At 64.2% G+C, this 16,753-nt stretch carries 20 protein-coding genes and 1 pseudogene; 15 read left to right on the forward strand and 6 right to left on the reverse strand.

The genetic code is table 11. The features are described 5' to 3' along the window. The 7 genes from FXB41_RS39315 to FXB41_RS39345 all read left to right on the forward strand — a co-directional run. Window positions 1-1,315 (forward strand): TldD/PmbA family protein (locus FXB41_RS39315; protein ID WP_219685578.1); only part of this gene is annotated, 1,315 nt, incomplete at its 5' end. Then, the gene (locus FXB41_RS39320) at window positions 1,302-2,120 is read left to right on the forward strand and encodes an inositol monophosphatase family protein (RefSeq protein ID WP_219685579.1); all 819 of its coding nucleotides are present in this window, start codon (window positions 1,302-1,304) and stop codon (window positions 2,118-2,120) included. The genes FXB41_RS39315 and FXB41_RS39320, both read left to right, overlap by 14 nt. Before the next feature lie 60 nt (window positions 2,121-2,180). Continuing rightward, window positions 2,181-2,423, forward strand: coding sequence for a DUF4170 domain-containing protein (locus FXB41_RS39325; RefSeq protein WP_007596929.1), 243 nt, complete (start codon window positions 2,181-2,183; stop codon window positions 2,421-2,423). Next, window positions 2,420-3,133 carry a lysophospholipid acyltransferase family protein gene (locus FXB41_RS39330; protein ID WP_219685580.1) on the forward strand — a complete coding sequence of 238 codons (714 nt, stop codon included), beginning with the start codon at window positions 2,420-2,422 and terminating at the stop codon, window positions 3,131-3,133. Before FXB41_RS39325 ends, FXB41_RS39330 begins: the two co-directional genes overlap by 4 nt. Beyond that, entirely contained in the window at window positions 3,096-4,442 is a 1,347-nt protein-coding gene (locus FXB41_RS39335) for a 3-deoxy-D-manno-octulosonic acid transferase (RefSeq protein ID WP_219685581.1), read from the forward strand. The genes FXB41_RS39330 and FXB41_RS39335 overlap by 38 nt, the downstream gene beginning before the upstream one ends. Then, complete coding sequence (lpxK, locus tag FXB41_RS39340; protein WP_219685582.1) at window positions 4,435-5,451, forward strand: tetraacyldisaccharide 4'-kinase; 1,017 nt, start codon at window positions 4,435-4,437, stop codon at window positions 5,449-5,451. Before FXB41_RS39335 ends, lpxK begins: the two co-directional genes overlap by 8 nt. A gap of 306 nt (window positions 5,452-5,757) precedes the next feature. Further along, window positions 5,758-6,093 (forward strand): GYD domain-containing protein, encoded by a 336-nt coding sequence (locus tag FXB41_RS39345; protein ID WP_007596925.1) that lies wholly within the window; start codon window positions 5,758-5,760, stop codon window positions 6,091-6,093. A gap of 374 nt (window positions 6,094-6,467) precedes the next feature. On the opposite strand, the gene FXB41_RS39350 is transcribed toward FXB41_RS39345, so the two are convergent. Continuing rightward, window positions 6,468-6,662, reverse strand: a complete 195-nt coding sequence (locus FXB41_RS39350) for a hypothetical protein (protein ID WP_083869876.1) — start codon at window positions 6,660-6,662, stop codon at window positions 6,468-6,470. A gap of 496 nt (window positions 6,663-7,158) precedes the next feature. Here FXB41_RS39350 and FXB41_RS39355 point away from each other — a divergent pair, with 496 nt between their 5' ends. Continuing rightward, window positions 7,159-7,464 carry a hypothetical protein gene (locus FXB41_RS39355; protein WP_219685583.1) on the forward strand — a complete coding sequence of 102 codons (306 nt, stop codon included), beginning with the start codon at window positions 7,159-7,161 and terminating at the stop codon, window positions 7,462-7,464. Between the two features lie 16 nt (window positions 7,465-7,480). Here FXB41_RS39355 and FXB41_RS39360 read toward each other — a convergent pair whose 3' ends face one another. Further along, window positions 7,481-7,708, reverse strand: a complete 228-nt coding sequence (locus FXB41_RS39360; protein WP_007596922.1) for a DUF2093 domain-containing protein — start codon at window positions 7,706-7,708, stop codon at window positions 7,481-7,483. A 175-nt stretch (window positions 7,709-7,883) separates the two neighbouring features. Here FXB41_RS39360 and FXB41_RS39365 point away from each other — a divergent pair, with 175 nt between their 5' ends. Beyond that, window positions 7,884-8,708, forward strand: a complete 825-nt coding sequence (locus FXB41_RS39365) for a dienelactone hydrolase family protein (protein WP_219685584.1) — start codon at window positions 7,884-7,886, stop codon at window positions 8,706-8,708. Between the two features lie 223 nt (window positions 8,709-8,931). Next, window positions 8,932-9,117: a hypothetical protein gene (locus FXB41_RS39370; protein ID WP_198288339.1), complete on the forward strand. Its 186-nt coding sequence runs from the start codon at window positions 8,932-8,934 to the stop codon at window positions 9,115-9,117. Window positions 9,118-9,434: 317 nt separating this feature from the next. Here the strand turns inward: FXB41_RS39370 and xseA are convergent, their stop codons facing one another. After that, window positions 9,435-11,057 carry an exodeoxyribonuclease VII large subunit gene (gene xseA / locus FXB41_RS39375; protein ID WP_246649584.1) on the reverse strand — a complete coding sequence of 541 codons (1,623 nt, stop codon included), beginning with the start codon at window positions 11,055-11,057 and terminating at the stop codon, window positions 9,435-9,437. Between the two features lie 137 nt (window positions 11,058-11,194). Here xseA and FXB41_RS39380 point away from each other — a divergent pair, with 137 nt between their 5' ends. The 3 genes from FXB41_RS39380 to FXB41_RS39390 are packed head-to-tail and all read left to right on the forward strand — an operon-like array spanning window position 11,195 to window position 13,055. Further along, window positions 11,195-12,205: an alpha/beta hydrolase gene (locus tag FXB41_RS39380; protein WP_219685586.1), complete on the forward strand. Its 1,011-nt coding sequence runs from the start codon at window positions 11,195-11,197 to the stop codon at window positions 12,203-12,205. Then, window positions 12,202-12,756, forward strand: a complete 555-nt coding sequence (locus FXB41_RS39385) for a hypothetical protein (protein WP_007596918.1) — start codon at window positions 12,202-12,204, stop codon at window positions 12,754-12,756. Before FXB41_RS39380 ends, FXB41_RS39385 begins: the two co-directional genes overlap by 4 nt. Beyond that, complete coding sequence (locus FXB41_RS39390) at window positions 12,756-13,055, forward strand: winged helix-turn-helix domain-containing protein (RefSeq protein WP_007596917.1); 300 nt, start codon at window positions 12,756-12,758, stop codon at window positions 13,053-13,055. Before FXB41_RS39385 ends, FXB41_RS39390 begins: the two co-directional genes overlap by 1 nt. 112 nt (window positions 13,056-13,167) lie before the next feature. Here FXB41_RS39390 and FXB41_RS39395 read toward each other — a convergent pair whose 3' ends face one another. After that, window positions 13,168-13,692, reverse strand: a complete 525-nt coding sequence (locus tag FXB41_RS39395) for a DUF8737 domain-containing protein (protein ID WP_219685587.1) — start codon at window positions 13,690-13,692, stop codon at window positions 13,168-13,170. A gap of 15 nt (window positions 13,693-13,707) precedes the next feature. After that, on the reverse strand, window positions 13,708-14,061 hold the full coding sequence (locus FXB41_RS39400) for a hypothetical protein (protein WP_246649587.1): 354 nt from the start codon (window positions 14,059-14,061) through the stop codon (window positions 13,708-13,710). 178 nt (window positions 14,062-14,239) lie between these two features. Here FXB41_RS39400 and FXB41_RS39405 point away from each other — a divergent pair, with 178 nt between their 5' ends. Next, window positions 14,240-15,154 (forward strand): LysR substrate-binding domain-containing protein, encoded by a 915-nt coding sequence (locus FXB41_RS39405; RefSeq protein ID WP_219685588.1) that lies wholly within the window; start codon window positions 14,240-14,242, stop codon window positions 15,152-15,154. A gap of 34 nt (window positions 15,155-15,188) precedes the next feature. Here the strand turns inward: FXB41_RS39405 and FXB41_RS39410 are convergent, their stop codons facing one another. Next, complete coding sequence (locus FXB41_RS39410; protein ID WP_219685589.1) at window positions 15,189-16,175, reverse strand: crotonase/enoyl-CoA hydratase family protein; 987 nt, start codon at window positions 16,173-16,175, stop codon at window positions 15,189-15,191. A gap of 174 nt (window positions 16,176-16,349) precedes the next feature. Between FXB41_RS39410 and FXB41_RS39415 the strand changes: the two are divergent. Further along, a pseudogene (locus tag FXB41_RS39415) lies at window positions 16,350-16,561 on the forward strand (transcriptional regulator); the annotation flags it as partial. Window positions 16,562-16,753 lie beyond the last annotated feature (192 nt).

The raw sequence follows: 16,753 nt of genomic DNA on the forward strand, positions 1-16,753 counted from the left end.
CGCGCAGCGGCTGGTGGAGGCTGCCAGGCGCGCCGGCGCGGATGCGGCCGATGCGGTCGCCGTGCGTGGCGTCTCGCAAGGCGTCGAGGTCCGCGACGGCCGGGTCGAGGAATCCGAGCGTTCCGAGGGCGATGATGTCGGCTTGCGCGTGCTGGTCGGCCGGCGCCAGGCGGTGGTCTCCACCAACGACGCCAGCGGCGATGCCGTGACCAAGCTTGCCGAGCGAGCGGTTGCGATGGCGCGTGTTGCGCCCGACGACAAATATGTCGGCCTTGCCGATCCCGCACTGCTCGCGCGCGACTTCCCCGATCTCGATCTGCTCGACCCTGACGTGCCCGCCACCTCGGAACTCGAGCGCCGCGCGCTCGAAGCCGAGGCTGCGGCGCTCGGAGTGAAGGGCGTGACCAAATCCGGCGGCGCCTCGGCCTCTGCCGGAATGGGCGGCATGGTGCTCGTCACCAGCACCGGCTTCCACGGCTCTTACCTGCGTTCCAGCCAGGGCATCTCCGCCACCGCCATTGTCGGCGACGGCACCGGCATGGAGCGGGACTACGATTTCACCTCGGCGCCGCATGGTGCCGATCTGCTGTCGCCCGAGATCGTCGGCCGTTCCGCGGGCGAGCGCACTGTGGCGCGCGCCAATCCGCGCAAGGTCGAGACCTGCAAAGTGCCTGTGGTGTTCGATCCGCGCGTCGCGGGCTCGCTGGTCGGTCACGTCGTCGGCGCCATCAACGGCGCTTCGATTGCGCGCAAGACCAGCTTCCTGAAGGACAAGCTCGGCCAGCAGCTGTTCGCCAAGAACATCCGCATCATCGACGATCCCCTGCGCAAACGCGGCCTGCGCTCGCAGACGTTCGACGCTGAAGGTGTCGCCGTGAAGAAGATCGCGCTGATCGACGAAGGCGTGCTGACGACCTGGCTGCTCGATTGCGCCACCGCGCGTGAGCTCGGTCTCACCACCACCGGCCATGCCCATCGCGGCGTCTCCTCCTCGCCGTCGCCCGGGCCGTATAATCTGCATCTTGAACCCGGCACGCCGACGCCGGCCGAACTGATCTCCGACATCAAGCAGGGTTTCTACGTTACCGATTTGATCGGCTCGGGCGTCAACGGCGTGACTGGCGACTACAGCCGCGGCGCCTCCGGCTTCTGGATCGAGAACGGCGAACTCACTTATCCCGTGAGCGAGGTGACGATCGCCGGCCATCTGTTCGAGATCTTCAAGTCGATGCAGCCGGCGAACAATCTCGAGTTCCGCTACGGCGTCAATGCGCCGACGGTGCGCATCGAGGGTTTGACGCTTGGCGGACGTTGACGCGAACGCAACAGGCGAAGCCATCCTGACGCGCGACGCGGCGCTGCTGCAAGACACGGTGCGGGAGGCGGGCGCACTCGCGCAGTCGATGTTCCGCACCGAGCTGAAGAAGTGGACCAAGGGCGCGTCCTCGCCGGTCTCGGAAGCCGACATCGCCGTCAACGATCTCCTGGAAGCGCGCCTGCGCGCGGCGACGCCCGACTATGGCTGGCTGTCGGAGGAGAGCGCCGACGATGAGGTGCGGCTGTCGCGGCGGATGACCTGGATCGTCGATCCCATCGACGGCACCCGCAACTACCTCAACGGCCACGACGAATGGTGCGTCAGCGTCGCGCTGGTCGAGGACGCCTCGCCGGTGCTGGCCGCGGTGTTCGCGCCGACCAGCGATGAGTTCTTCTTCGCCGCCCGCGGCCAGGGCACGACCCTCAACGATGTGCCGGTGCGGGCGACGGCTGGGTCCGAGCTCGACTTCTCGCGTGTCGCGGGTCCGAAGCCCCTGGTCGAGCGCCTGAAGCCGTCACTGGGCGAGATCAAGCTGCATCCGCGAATCGGTTCGCTCGCGCTGCGGCTGTGCCGGGTCTCCCATGGCGCGCTGGATGCGGCTTTTGCGGGCGGCAACAGTCATGATTGGGACCTTGCGGCGGCGGATTTGATCGTGCAGGAAGCCGATGGTAGGATGAGCGATCTCTCCGGAGATCCCATCCTCTATAACCGCCGGCAAGTCACGCATGGGGTGCTGGTGGCAGCGGGTCGCGATCGTCATGCGAACATTGTCTCGCATTTTCGAAACCGCCCCTTGCCGTGAAGCGCTTTCTCGTGCTTGTCGAACACTGCTTTGCCGGGCAGCCCGTTAGGAACAGAACCGATGCCAGATAGTGCCCCGCAACAACTGCTCCACCTCGTCGTCGGCGGCGAGCTCGTCGATCTCGAGCACAACACCTTCAAGAACCTCGACGACGTCGAGATCGTCGGCCTCTATCCGAACTATGCGACCGCGCACGCCGCCTGGCGTGCCAAGGCGCAGAGCACGGTCGACAACGCGCAGATGCGCTATTTCATCGTCCATCTCCACCGGCTGCTCGACCCGAATCAAGAACCGGCGCGTTGAAAAAGCTGCTTCGCAATACGCTGAGGAGCAGCTTCGTTCAGCGTGCCGTCGGAATCCTGGCGGCGGAATACCTGCGTCTGGTCTGGCGGACGAACAAATTCACGTTCGATCCGCCCGACGTCTATGAGCGCGTCGAGCCGCAAATTCCGGCGATCTTCGCGTTTTGGCACGGCCAGCATTTCCTCACCCCCTTCATCAAGAACAAGGACTGGTACAAGGCGAGGGTCCTGATCTCCCGTCACCGCGACGGCGAGTTCAACGCGATTGCCGCCGAGCGGCTCGGCATCGGCACCATCCGCGGGTCCGGCGACCATGGCGGCGCGTTTCACCGCAAGGGCGGGGTCGGTGCCTTCAAGGAAATGGTGCGGACGCTCCAGGACGGTTGTAATGTCGCGCTGACCGCCGACGTCCCCAAGCGCTCGCGCGTGGCCGGGCTCGGCATCATCATGCTGGCACGGGAATCGGGGCGGCCGATCATGCCTTTTGCGATGGCGACCAGCCGCTTCGTCCGGCTCAAGAACTGGGACCGCACCACCATCAACCTGCCGTTCGGGCGGGGCGCGTTGGTGGGCATCAAGGAAATCCACGTTCCGCCGGATGCGAACGCCGCCACCATGGAAGCGCTGCGGCTCGAGCTGGAGGAGACCTTGAACGAGGCGACCCGCCAAGCCTATGCACAGCTCGGCCGGCCGGGACCTGCAGATGCCTAAATCGCTGCCCGGCTCGCTGCCGTTGACGCTGCGGATGTACCGGCGCCTGGCGCGTGGCCTGGTGCCGCTCGCGCCTGTGCTGATCAAGCGGCGCCTGAAGCAGGGCAAGGAAGATCCCGCGCGGGTCAGCGAACGGCGGGGCCTGTCCCGGGACGTGCGGCCGCACGGTCCGCTGGTCTGGATTCACGGCGCCAGCGTCGGCGAGGTCCTCGCCGCGGCGGCGCTGATCGAGCGCTTGCGCGATCTGAACCTGCGCATTCTGCTCACCTCGGGCACTGTCACGTCGGCTGCTATTGTGGCAAAGCGTTTTCCGCCCGACGTGATCCATCAATACGTGCCGTATGATTCCCCGCGTTATGTCGCGCGCTTCCTCGACCATTGGAAGCCGTCGCTGGCGCTGTTCATCGAATCCGATCTGTGGCCGAACCTGATCCTGGCCGGCGCCGCGCGCCGCGTGCCGATGGTGCTGATCAACGGGCGGATGTCGCCGCGCTCGTTCCCGCGCTGGCGCCGGATGCAAGGCACCATCTCGGCGCTGCTGTCGCGGTTCGACATTTGTCTGGCGCAGTCGAAGACCGATGCCGAGCGCTTCTCGACGCTCGGCGGCCGCGACGTCGTCACCACGGGCAATCTCAAGCTCGACGTGCCGGCGCCGCCGGCCGACCCCGCCAAGCTCGAACGGCTGATGGCGATGACGCGCGGGCGTCCGATCATCGTCGCGGCCTCGACCCATCCGGGCGAGGAGGAGATGCTGGTGGCGGCGCATCGCAGCCTCACCGGTTTCTTCCCGCAGCTCCTGACCGTGATCGTGCCGCGCCATCCGGATCGCGGCTCCTCGATCACAGGCCTGATCACGGCGTCCGGCCTGAAGCCAGCCCTGCGCTCGCGCGACGAGCTGCCGACAGCGACCACCGACGTTTATGTCGCCGACACCATGGGCGAACTCGGCCTGTTCTATCGCCTCTCGGACATCGTGTTCATGGGCGGATCGCTGATCCATCATGGCGGCCAGAATCCGATCGAAGCGATCAAGCTCGGCGCGGCCATCGTCCATGGTCCGCACGTCTTCAATTTCGCCGACGTCTACGAGGCGCTCGATCACAGCGGCGGCGCGCGCCAGGCCGACACGCAGGAACTACTGATCAAGCAGCTCGGCCAGCTGCTCGCCGATCCTGCCGTGCGAAAGAACGTCCAGCAGTCGGGCGCCGGCGTGGTCGAGGATCTCGGCGGCGCGCTCAACCGCACCATGACCGCGCTCGAGCCTTATCTCTTGCAGTTGCGGATCGAGATGGGGGCCGCCAATGCGTGAGCCGGCCTTCTGGTACCGGCCACGTTCCCTCGAATCGTACGCATTGGGGCCGCTGGGTGCGCTCTACGGCGCGATCACGGAACGGCGGATGCTGCGCGAGGGCGTCGACGCCGGCATCCCCGTGATCTGCGTCGGCAACTACCATGTCGGCGGCGCCGGCAAGACGCCGACCGTGCTGGCGCTGACGAAGCTCCTGCGCGAGCTCGGCGAGACGCCGGTGGTGCTCAGCCGCGGCTATGGCGGCAGCCTCAAGGGCCCGGTGATGGTCGACAGCATGCGTCACACCGCGTCCGACGTCGGCGACGAGCCGCTGATGATGGCGCGCGACGTCCCTGTCACGGTCGCGCGCGACCGTCTCGACGGCGTCGTGCTGGCGAAGTCGCAAGGCGCCACCGTGATTTTGATGGACGACGGTTTCCAGAACCCGCGTCTTTTCAAGGACGCCTCGCTGATCGTGATCGACAGCGAGCGCGGCCTCGGCAATGGCAAGGTGTTTCCGGCCGGTCCCCTGCGTGCGCCGCTGAAGGCGCAGCTTGCGCGCACCGACGCGCTGGTCCTGATCGGCGGCGGCCGCGCCGCCGACGCTGTCGCCGCCGAGCTTGCCAGGCGCAACAAGCCGGAGCTGCGCGCGCGGCTGAAACCCGACGCCGGGTCGGTCGCAAGACTGTTGGGCAAGCCGGTGTTCGCGTTCGCCGGCATCGGCGATCCCGAACGGTTCTTCCGCAGCTTGCGCACTGGCGGTATCGAAGTCGCACGCACGCGCGCCTTCGCCGATCATCACATGTTTTCGAACGACGAGATCGCAACTCTCGCCGCGGAGGCGCAGCGCGAGCAGCAAACACTGGTGACGACGGAAAAGGATCTCGCGCGTCTGCACGGCCGCGAAGGCGTGCCGGACGGCATCGTGCCGTTCGCCGTCCAGCTCGAGTTCGACGACCCGGCTACGCTCCGGCAACTGATCAGCGATCATCTCTACAAGGCGCGCGAGCGAAGATTCGGCAGGCGATAATGTCGGACGGCGGGCGAACCGCGCTCGTTGTGGACGCACGGTGTGACGAAAAGCATTTCATGCGCGGGTGCGATATGTGGCAACCGAGGTGACATGTCGCGGCTGACGAATTCTCTTCCGCACGTTCGGGAGTTGATGTAGCGTTTCATGAGAGCCGTCACCGGGACGTGCCGAACTCCCGGAAATCATCGACGGCGTTTATGCCCACGGCGGGCAGTACCTTCATCATTTCAGATGCAGCGGCCGTAACGACGAGTTCGGAACGGCAGGGAAAGTCATTGCCAAAAACCCAGAGGAGAACATGCCATGCATTTTTGCCTCACCGGACAATACACACCACGCGCTCTCAATGCCATTTTGGAGAACCCCAAGACCGATCGTCAGGAGGCGGCAAGAAAACTTATCGAAGCGGCCGGCGGAAAGCTGATTTCGATGTTCAGCGTTGCGGCCGACGGCCCAGGCGTTTTGGTGATTTTCGATGTGCCTGATCCGGGTGCGGCTCCGGCCATTTCCGGCCTGACCGTCACGGCGGGCACCCTGCAGAACGTGAAACTGACGCGGCTGTTCACGCAGGACGAGATCAAGCAGGTCCGCCAGAACGCGGCGAAGCTGCGCTCTTCGTATACCCCGCCCGGAAGCTGACATCCGGATCTGAAGCGAAGCCGCCGCAGTCCGAAACGGCGGCAAGGCTCACCTCACAGCAGGAATAATGTTTGCAAGCCGAGGCGAAGGCCTTCCAGCCTCCGTTGACGAACCATGCTGTACGCTGCGTGCTGCGTCCGCGCCGTCGTCCGACCGGACGTGCTTGCCAGCGACCTCGGCAACGGCCTGCGATTGCGGTTCAGCAGTCAATCATGCTCACCACGCCCCAACGGCCATCAATCCGATAATGGTCAGGCACGAGGCGCAGGCTACCATGGCGGTATAGTACTCGGGTGTATTCATTGCTGCCTCCCAAACTGTTGCCAACTGCTTGGTCACTGCTACGCGGGAGAGATCGCCGGTCTCGGGCCGCTTCAATTCGGCGCGCGGCGACCGGTCTTGCGCTGTGTGTCCGTCCTCTCATCGTCACCCTGATCCGGATGATGATGCGCTTCGAGAGCTTCAAAGCGTTCAGCTGCGATCAGAAGCTGTTTCCGCATTTCAGCGAGGCGGGCGCGGCAATATTCACGATAGAGCAGGTCTAGTATGGTGGGCATGATCACCCCCATCGTTGATTTTCGATTTACAAATAATCCACCGCGAATTTTCGAGGTGATCGTAGCCCGACAGATGGCTCTTCGATATGAGCCCGTTCACAGACTGCGCCAATTCCAGAGCTCAGTGGCCGTTTGGTTGACTTGATTGTCTGTGCGATAAAAAGAGCAGGGCCAATTACCTAAGATGAAGCATAGCGGCGCTTTGTTTCACCAAGACTTCGTCAAACAACCTAAGAGCGCCAATCGCAACAAAGAATCCAACCACAACGCGAAATGGCTAACCACGGAGTGCAAGCACTCTTCGATGCAACGCGGATCGGCATAACGGAAATCGTCTCGGCTGTGCGAGCAGCATTTCTGGTGCGTGCGAACATGCCTCGTGAAAAAGCTGCACCGCTCGTGCTGTGCCGGCAGGGCAGCTGCGCTTTGCCCATCCGACACAGCAGCCTGCCATTCACGCGTCGTTCATCGCAAAACTCCTAACCGTTCAGACGACCAGGAGAGTTCGATGAAGTTGCCGTTCGCCGCCGTTGCCGCCAGCCTTGTGTGTCTGATCATTGCGCCGGTGTTTGCACAAACGACTCCGCCGGCTCCTCAAACCACCACCGTGCCGGTGCCCGCGACCAAGCGCGTCACCTGCCTCGCGACGACTCAGAACCTGAAGGGACAGGACAAGCGCGACCAGATGCAGCTCTGCATGGCGCAGGCGCGGCTGGATTGCCTCAAGCAGGCGATCGATCAGAAGATCGTCGGCGAGCCCAGGAAGAGTTTCATCAGAACCTGCGTGGGCACGGATGGCGCGGAGCAGCAATAGACGCGCGCCCGCGGCCTCAGGCTTGCGGCTTGGGCGCGCCCGGGTAATGTCGCTCGAGCACGGCGGCGGGTGTGGCGTAGGCTTCCTGCAGGTCCACGCTCCAGTATTTCAACTCGTCGAGCGGGATGCGCGTATCGGTGATCGCGCAGCGCACGAAAGTCCCCGGCGAGATCACGCGGAAATCGCCGTCGAGATATTGCACCTGCGCTTCGCCATGGCCCGAGGGGCCGAACTTGTTCAGCACGGTCGAAAGTCTCCGTGGAAGGCCGCTCCGGGGTCACCTTGGAGGGCACGATGTGTTGGACGGGATGTAGCATAAATAGGGTGGCTTGTCCGCCCGGTAAACCCACCGGTTTGTGATGTTTTGGCGCCGTTTCCGCGTGATAGTGCTTGAGCGAAGGATCCAACGGCAAAGTTCGATGCGCCTTCCGTTCACCGCCCTGTTCCTGACGTTCCTGATCTCGGCCGCGCACGCGTCGCCGGCGCCGCAGCCGGTCGAGATTCCGCTGGCGTCCGGCGTGCTGCATGCGCAACTCTACAAGCCCGAGGGCGCGGGGCCGTTTCCGACCGTGATCGCGCTTCATGGCTGCGGCGGGCTCGGTGGCCATTCCGATTCCGTGCTGCCGCGCTATCGCGACTGGGCCGAGCGGCTGCTCAAGTCCGGTAACGCCGTCCTGCTCCCTGACAGCTACGGCTCGCGTGAGCTCGGGCCGCAATGCCGCGTCAAGGACATCCACGTCAAGGCGCGGCGCGAACGCGTCACCGACATCGCGGCGTCGCGCGCCTGGTTGATGCGGCAGAGTTGGGTTGCGCGCGACCGCGTCAGCCTGATGGGGTGGGCGAATGGCGCCAGCGCGCTGCTTTGGGCCGTGCGTCCGCAGAGCCTGGCGCGCGATGTGGGCCCGGATTTCCGCGCCGCGATCGCGTTCTATCCGGACTGCAGGATTTCCGCTGGCCTCGGCTGGAGCACACGGGTGCCGACGCTGGTGCTGATCGGCGGCAATGACGACGTCTCGTCGCCGCCGGCCTGCCGCCAGATGGTCGATGGCGCGCATGGCCGCAGCGCGCTCGCGCGCATCGTGGTCTATCCCGGCGCCTATCACGACTTCGACCGCGCCAACACGCCGCTGCACGCAGCTGCCGGCAGCACCGACGCCGCCACGCCCGAGCACGGCCATCTCGGCACCGATGCGGCAGCGCGCGCGGAATCGCAGAAGGAAGTTGCGGAGTGGCTGGCGCGGTGACGGCAGTGCCGTAGCCCGGATGAGCGTAGCGATATCCGGGTAGGTCCGTCCCGCATATCGCTGCGCTCATGCGGGCTACATGTGCCGAGCGGGGCCGCCCTTGGGAACAACAGCGGACAGCCCCGCATCGACCACCGCCCTGCACGGAAAATGGCCGACCGTGACTCTACGGATCCCGCGCCGGGATGGTTTCAGCCCGTGCCGACGCCATCATTCGACCACGATGTCGATTAAACGCAGTCCCATGCGCAACCGCTTCGTCCTGTTCTCCTCCGCCCTGATCGTTTTCACCGTCGCGGTCTTCCTGTTCGAAGCCCATCTGTTCGAAGCCCATGCCGGCGCGCCACAACTCGCGCCGGAACATTGCGGTTTCTGGACCACGATCGACGCGGGCTTGTCCTGCCGCTGAGACGCGCAGTCTTGTAGCCCGGATGAGCGTAGCGATATCCAAGGCCGCTGGTCCCGCATGTCGCTACGCTCATGCGGGCTACGACAGCGAGCACAACGACGGACGTGTGAGGCGCACTCTCTCCCAGCGTCGTCCTGGCGAAAGCCAGGACCCATTACCCCAGGGAGTAGTTTGGCGAAGACTGGTCGTTCGGGACTGACAGCACGCGTACCCGATAGACCTCGCGGTATGGGTCCTGGCTTTCGCCAGGACGACGGCAAGTGTGTGGCACGCGCGTCCTACATACTCTGTCGAGGGTGGCGCGACGCGCTCGCGCTCTAAAACAAATTCCCCTGATCCACCGGCTTGCCCACGCGCTTTGGCGCTGGCTTCGCCTCCTGCGCCGCCGCCTTGGCTTGCGCCGGCGCGCGTTTTGCCGTCGGTGCTGCACGATCCGCATCCGCGGTCGCACCCACACGCCCATCCGCAAACTCGATCTCAACCCGTGCGCCGGGACCGACGCTGTCTGCCGAATGCAGGGGATGGCCGGCCTCGTCGCGCACCAGCGCAAAGCCGCGCGCGAGCACGCCGCGATAAGACAATGCTGAGAGCAGCTTGCCGCTGTTCTCGACGCGGGCGTCGAGCCGCTGCAACAGCGTCACCAGCGCGCGGCCCGCGCGCTCGGCCAGGCGATGCGTGCGTTCGCGCTGGCGCGCAATCGCGTTGCGCTGCGCCTGCGCATTGGAGAGCTTCGAGGCGCGCAAGCGCACCTCCAGCCCGGCGAAGCGGTCGCGCCGCCGCCGCAGCAGCGAGCGCGTGGACAGTCCGAGTCGCTCGCCGCACACCGTGAGGCGATGATCGGCCTGCGCGATCTGGCCATGCAGCACCCGCAGCGTCAGCTTGGCGCCTGCGGCGGTGAACCTGCGGAAATGCGCGTGCGTATTGGCCTTGAGGCAGCGGGGCAGGGACGCACCTGCCGAATCCAGCCGCTGCCGCGGGATCGCCAGCAAATCGCCTGCCGCCGGCAGCGCGCGCGCGGCCGCACGCAGCTCGCTGCGACGGCTCTCCTGGCCGCGTTGCCAGCAGGACCGGGTGCGTCGCCCGAGATCGCCGACCTCGACAAAGAGATCGCTGCGCACCGGCACGGCCATCTCGGCCGCCGCCGTCGGCGTCGGCGCGCGCTTGTCGGCGACGAAATCGATCAGCGTGATGTCGGTCTCATGCCCCACCGCCGAGATCAGCGGGATCATGCTCTCGGCCGCGGCACGGACCACGATCTCTTCGTTGAACGACCACAGATCCTCCAGTGAGCCGCCGCCGCGCGCGACGATCAGCACGTCCGGGCGCGGAATCTTGCCGCCCTCCGGCAGCGCATTGAAGCCGCGGATCGCGGCCGCGACCTGCTCGGCCGAGCCTTCGCCCTGAACTTTCACCGGCCACACCAGCACGTGACGGGGAAAGCGGTCCTCCAGCCGATGCAGGATGTCGCGGATCACGGCGCCGGTCGGCGACGTCACCACGCCGATCACCTCCGGCAGCCACGGCAGAAGCTGTTTGCGCGCCTCGTCGAACAGGCCTTCGGCGGCGAGCTTCCGCTTGCGCTCCTCCATCAGCGCCATCAGCGCGCCGATGCCGGCCGGCTCCAGCGCCTCGATCACGATCTGGTATTTCGAGGAGCCCGGATAGGTCGTGAGCTTGCCGGTGGCGATGACCTCGAGCCCCTCCTGGGGCTTGAAGCGCATGCGGCCGTGCACGCCCTTCCAGATCACCGCCTCGATCTTGGCGCTCTCGTCCTTGAGCGCGAAATAGCAATGGCCGGAGGAATGCGCGCCGCGGAAGCCGGAGATCTCGCCGCGGACCCGGACATGGCCGTAGGTGTCCTCAACCGTCCGTTTCAGGGACTGCGAGAGCTCGGAAACGGTGAATTCGGGTGTGTTGAGCAGGGGTTCCGCTGAAGGCATCGGCAAACGATTCGGCATTTGGGGATCAGACCCGACGTTAAGGATTTTTGCGGCGCCGCGCCAATCCGGGGATTGACCAAGAGAGTACTCTGTCATATAGAGTTCTCTATAGTTGGTGGGTTTGAGGGGAGTGGATCATGGCAGTTCGATTGCTGCGCGGCGTGTTGAACGGACTGAAATGGGCCCTCTGTGCGGTCGGCGCCGTGGCGCTGATCCTGGCCGCGATGATCGCAACCCCGCTGGAGCGGCCGCCCGAGATGCGATCGGTCTCCGACTCCGCCAAGGGCATCGATTGGTCCACCCTCCCGCCCCTAGAGCGCTTCCAGGCCCGCGACGGCACCTGGATCGGTTTCCGCCACTACGCTGCCAACGGCCCCGCGACCGGCCGCGGCGCGATCTTCATCCATGGCTCGTCCGGCTCCAGCGGCACCGTCAATCATGCCCTGACCCATGCCATCGCCTCGCGCGGAGTGGAGACCTGGGCGCTCGACATCCGCGGCCATGGCGGCTCCGGCACGCGCGGCGACATCGGCTATGTCGGCCAGCTCGAGGACGACCTCGTCGATTTCGTCGCCGAGGTGCGCAAGACCGCGCCGGAGCTGCCGCTCACCTTGATCGGCCATTCCGCCGGCGCCGGCTTCTCGCTGCGCATCGCCGCGACACCGATCATGCAGGACATGTTCGTGCGCACCGTGCTGCTCGCGCCCTATCTCGGCTATGACGCCCCGACCAATAAGCCGCATGCCGGCGGCTGGGCCAATGTCGACCTGCCGCGCTTCTTCGCGCTCGCCACGCTGCGCAAGCTCGGCATCGACTGCTGTTCGCAGCTTCCGGTGCTCGCGCTCGCCGTGCCCGCGACTTCGGCAAAGTACCTCGTCTCCACCTATTCCGATCGCCTGACGCGCAATTTCGCGACGCGCGGCTATCGCATCGATCTTCCGGCGACGACACGTCCGGTCACGATCTTCGGCGGCGCCGAGGACGAGATGATGATCTCGGACAAATATGCGGAAGTCGTGCAGGCCATCAAACCGTCGGTCGATGTCAAGATCATCGACGGCATCAACCATATGGGCATCGTCACCAACCCGAAGGCGATTTCGGTCATCGCCGACGATGTGGCGACGCGCGGGGCAAGGCAGTCATGATCGACAGCAAGGAAGCGTCCGCGGCGCTGGCCGATATCGACGACATCGTCCAGCGCGTGAAGCAATCGCAGCTCTATGAGCTGGCGAGCTTTGCTGCCGTCTGGTGGGGCCTCTTGGTGTTCGCGGCCAATCTCGTGACCTGGCTTTGGCCGGTCTATGCGGTCTACGCCTGGGTCGCTGCGGACACTTTGGGCGCCGGCGGTCTGGTGGCGCTGCGCATTTTCAATCCGCCGCATCACTCCCATGGCGCCGCTTTCAACGTCAGGCTGCTTCTGGTGTTCGTGCTGTTCTTCGCCTTCGGTTATCTCTGCACCAACGTGATCGGTCACTTCGGCCCGCGCCAGCTCGGCACGTTCTGGCCGCTCTACTTCATGCTGTTCTATACGCTGGCCGGTCTCTGGTTCGGCTATGCCTTCATGGCGATCGGTGTCGGCATCTCCGCGCTGACGCTGATCGGTTATTTCTACATCGGCGAGGCGTTTCCGCTCTGGATGGCCTTCGTCAATGGCGGAGGCCTGATCCTCGGCGGCCTCTGGATGCGGCGGATCTGATGGCCGAGCTCGACGACATCATCCACCAGCCGTTGCGGCTGAAGATCATGGCGGCACTGAACGCGCTGCCGGCCGCGACAGGATTGGAGTTTTCCCGGCTGAAGAAGCTCACCGGCGCGACCGACGGCAATCTCGGCGCGCATATCGAGACGCTGGCCAAGGCGGGCTACGTATCGGTGGAAAAAGCCTTCGTCGGCAAGAAGCCGCAGACCACGGTCATCGCCACCGCGGCAGGCCGCGGCGCGTTCGCGCGGCATGTCGCGACGTTGCAGGAGATCATTGCGGGGAAGCAGGTCTGATCTTCCAATAGGTCTGATCTTCCGAAGCTGGCGCGCTCGTTGTTCGCTTGCCACCAGGCCCACATCGCTATGCTGCGCATACGTCACCGGGTTGTACGGGATGCGAAGCAACTTAGTTGCGAGCCGGCGCCGGAGTCGACGAGTATTCTTCCGCTGGTCCGACCTTAAACAGAAGCAGAAAGATCAGAACGTGACTGACAAGTAGCAAGGGGACGTAAAGTGCGGGCACGTAAATCCCTGCGCCCATCAGACCGGGATCTCTGAGCTGTGTCACTCCCATGTAGTATGCGTTCAGGAGGTCGATCGTGCCCCAGACATTGAAGACCCAAACAGCTGGAATGGCGATCGACCAGCGCCGGGAGAGTGCCGCCATCGAGCCAAGGGCCAAGGCCGCCGCGATGAAATCGCCCCATCCGACCTGACGGGCGAAATTCGGATTCAATTCCGGCGACACAAATCCAGTCACCAGGAAATTCATCCCAAAGAATCTGAAGGCATGAAAGGCCGCAATCAATCGCAAAGCCTCAAATCGCGGCAGGCTACGCAGCCATGGCCAGACATAGATGTAACCGATCGCTGAACTTGTCAGGAAGGCGCCGACGACGCTCAGAACAAATGGCAGGTTGATGGCGGGCATTTCTCTGCCTCCTCGCTATTGCGGGCGTTCCGGGCTGGCCAGAAGCAACCGAAGGGGCAGCAACGGACCGACCGCGATGTACTCGTGATCGACGAGGCCTTGCCGGGCCAGCGGCAGATCATCCATGATCGCGTGCGCTTCCGCGACATCCCTGGTGTCGAGCAAGAAGACAGCACCGCGGCCATCGGCACGCGAGAACCATTCCCGGATTTTCCCGCCGACGTAGAGCTGCACGGTCTGTCGGACTTCGGCCGGCATTACAGCCACGACCTGTTCGCGTGTGACGTTGCTCTTGGCCGTCAGGATAACCATCACTCCAGTTGTTACGGGCGATAGGTTTTGTGTTTGGGCAATGGATGCTTCAGTCATGGCAAGGGCTCCTATGAGGATGAAGGTGAGGGCGGCGTTCCGGACTGGCGTCATCGTTCTCAGGCTCCGACTCTGGCGCGATAGGCAATCAAGTCACCCGCCGGCGTGGCGTCTCGCTCTGCAACTGAACTTAAGAAAGCTTTCGTCGGTCCACTATCCGCTATAAAGTGGACAAGCCATGAAGCAGAACTTCACAATGAAGCAGGGCGCGATCGATGGTGTGGAGGCATTCCTCAGCGTTGCCCGGCACCGCAGCTTTCGAAAGGCGGCCGCAGAGCTGGGCATCACCCCATCGGCGATGAGCCAGGCGGTGCGCGCGCTCGAGGCGCGCATGGGCGTTGCCCTGTTCGTTCGCACAACGCGCAGTGTCGGCCTCACTCAAGCTGGCGAGCAATTCCTGTCCCGCGCCAGACCAGCCTTTGAAGAGCTCATCGCGGCCGGAGCTGCCGTGCGCGAACTCGGGCAACGTCCCGTCGGGCTTTTGCGGCTCGCCGTTCCAAGAGCGGTCGTTCCGCTGATCCTGCAGCCGGTCATCCTCTCGTTCTGCAAGGCTTATCCCGAGATCGAAGTGGAGATCGCTGCCAGCGAGGAGCGAGTAGATCTCGCCGCCGGAGGATTTGACGCCGGCATCCGGATGGGTCAGTTCATCGACGCCGACATGATTGTGGTCAGGCTTTCCCAGCCCTTCCCGTTCGTCGTTGTCGGGAGTCCCGATTATCTGCGCGCACGGACACGACCGAAGCTTATCGACGACCTGCGTGGCCATGCCTGCCTGCGTCTGCGCCGGCCGAACGGATCAGTCGTGCCGTGGTCGTTTCTCGACGGCAACAGAACGATCGAGGCAGTCGTCTCGGGTCCGCTTGTCGCGCACGATTATCCGACGCTGATCGAAGCGGCAGTGGAGGGTTTGGGACTTGCGCAGGTGCCTGGCCCACCTGTTAAGGCTCATATCTCGGAGGGCCGATTGCAGGCGGTGTTGACGCGCTTTGGCACGACAACGCCCGGCCTTTTTCTCTATTATCCGAGCAAGCGCCAAATCTTGCCGAAACTGCGCGCTTTCATTGACCATCACGCCAAGTCTCGGCGCCGTTGACGCCTGCACTCACTGGGCCGCCCCGGTGTGGCGGTCAGCGCCCGCGGAAGGCGGGAGCACGCTTTTCCCCAAGCGCCCGGAAATATTCCTGGTGATCGTCGCTCTGAGCCAATCGAGCCAGTTCAGGAAACAGCGCCGCGTACGCGGCTTCCTGACCTTCGCTCAGCGCGCGATGGGCCGAGGCGATTGTCGCTCGAATTCCAAGCGGAGCCGCGGCCGATATCCTGCGAGCGACTGCGATCGCCCGATCAAGTTGCTTTCCGGGCGGCGTCACGTATTGAACCAATCCCATTCGGTAGGCCTCATCGGCGCTCCATTCGTCGCCTGTCAGCATGTAGCGCATCGCATTTGCCCAACCCGCTTCCCGGACGAACGTGATCGGTGCACCCCCAGCAGGGAAGTGTCCGCGGGTGACCTCTGGTTGGGCGAACACGGTATCGCTCGCTGCAACGCGGACATCTGCCGCCAGGAAAAGCTCATGGCCTGCACCCTGGCATTTGCCCTGGACGGCGACGACGAGTGGCTTCTGCCTGCGAGGAGGTATCGTGCCGACGGGATTGATGAACTCAGACATTTCCGGGAACTTGCCCGTGCGCAAGACTGGCGCCCAGCTGTCAGGATCGAGCACACCGCCAACGAAGTCGGAGCCTTGGGAGTAGAGGACTGCGACGCGCAGCGCGTCATCGTGGTCGAGCATATACATCAGGCGACCCAAGCCAATGACGCTTGATAGGTCGACACGGTCGGTCTCCTGCCGAATGCCGATCAGCAGAATTGAGCCGTCCACGCGTTCCACTCTGACATTGCTTGGCATTGTGCCCGAACCCGTTGGAGCAGAGGCAACCGGGGATTGGACCTGCGCAGAACTCGGGCCCCCAAGCAGAACCGTGGCGCCTGCACTTGCTGCTAGAAACGCTCGACGATGTAATCCGCCCGCGTTCTGCTCAGAAAGCCGTCGAGAAGGCGGCGAATAAACTTCTTTCTGGTGGAGTTCATCGCGCTTTGCGGGGATGTCGTTCATCTCAGTGTCTCCTGTGAGAGCTTTGAAATTGCGGAGGAGAGATAGGACGCATGCTCGATAGGGGCTATCCAAGATAAAACTCAGAGGGTGTGAAGGAGAACTTCACAGTCAAATGATATGGCGAGCGACATTCATTCCTGCGATGTCAAGCCATGAGATGACTCGCCTCGCCCCGAATTCGCGCGGCTGAAAAAGCCCACCGGCGCCCCGACGGCAATCTCGGCGCGCATATCGAGACGCTGGCCAAGGCGGGCTACGTGTCGGTGGAGAAGGCCTTCGTCGGCAAGAAGCCGCAGACGACCGTCACCGCCACCGCCGCCGGCCGCGTCGCTTTCGCGCGGCATGTTGCGACATTGCAGGAGATCATCGCGGGGAAGCAGAGCTAGGACGTGTACTCATCTGTGGACGCCCCGCGAGATGCAAGCGATTTTTGAGGAAGATCGGCACGTAGTCGGATGCTGCCATCTGTCCGGCCTCTGATGGTGCAGCGATGAAGCTGCGGGCCCGTATGGGAGTTCGCGGACCGAAACCAAATCATAAACGCGTGCTCTGGGCACGATGAGTACACCTGGTTCTTC

Origin of the sequence: Bradyrhizobium canariense (assembly GCF_019402665.1) — a bacterium.
GTDB lineage: Bacteria > Pseudomonadota > Alphaproteobacteria > Rhizobiales > Xanthobacteraceae > Bradyrhizobium > Bradyrhizobium canariense.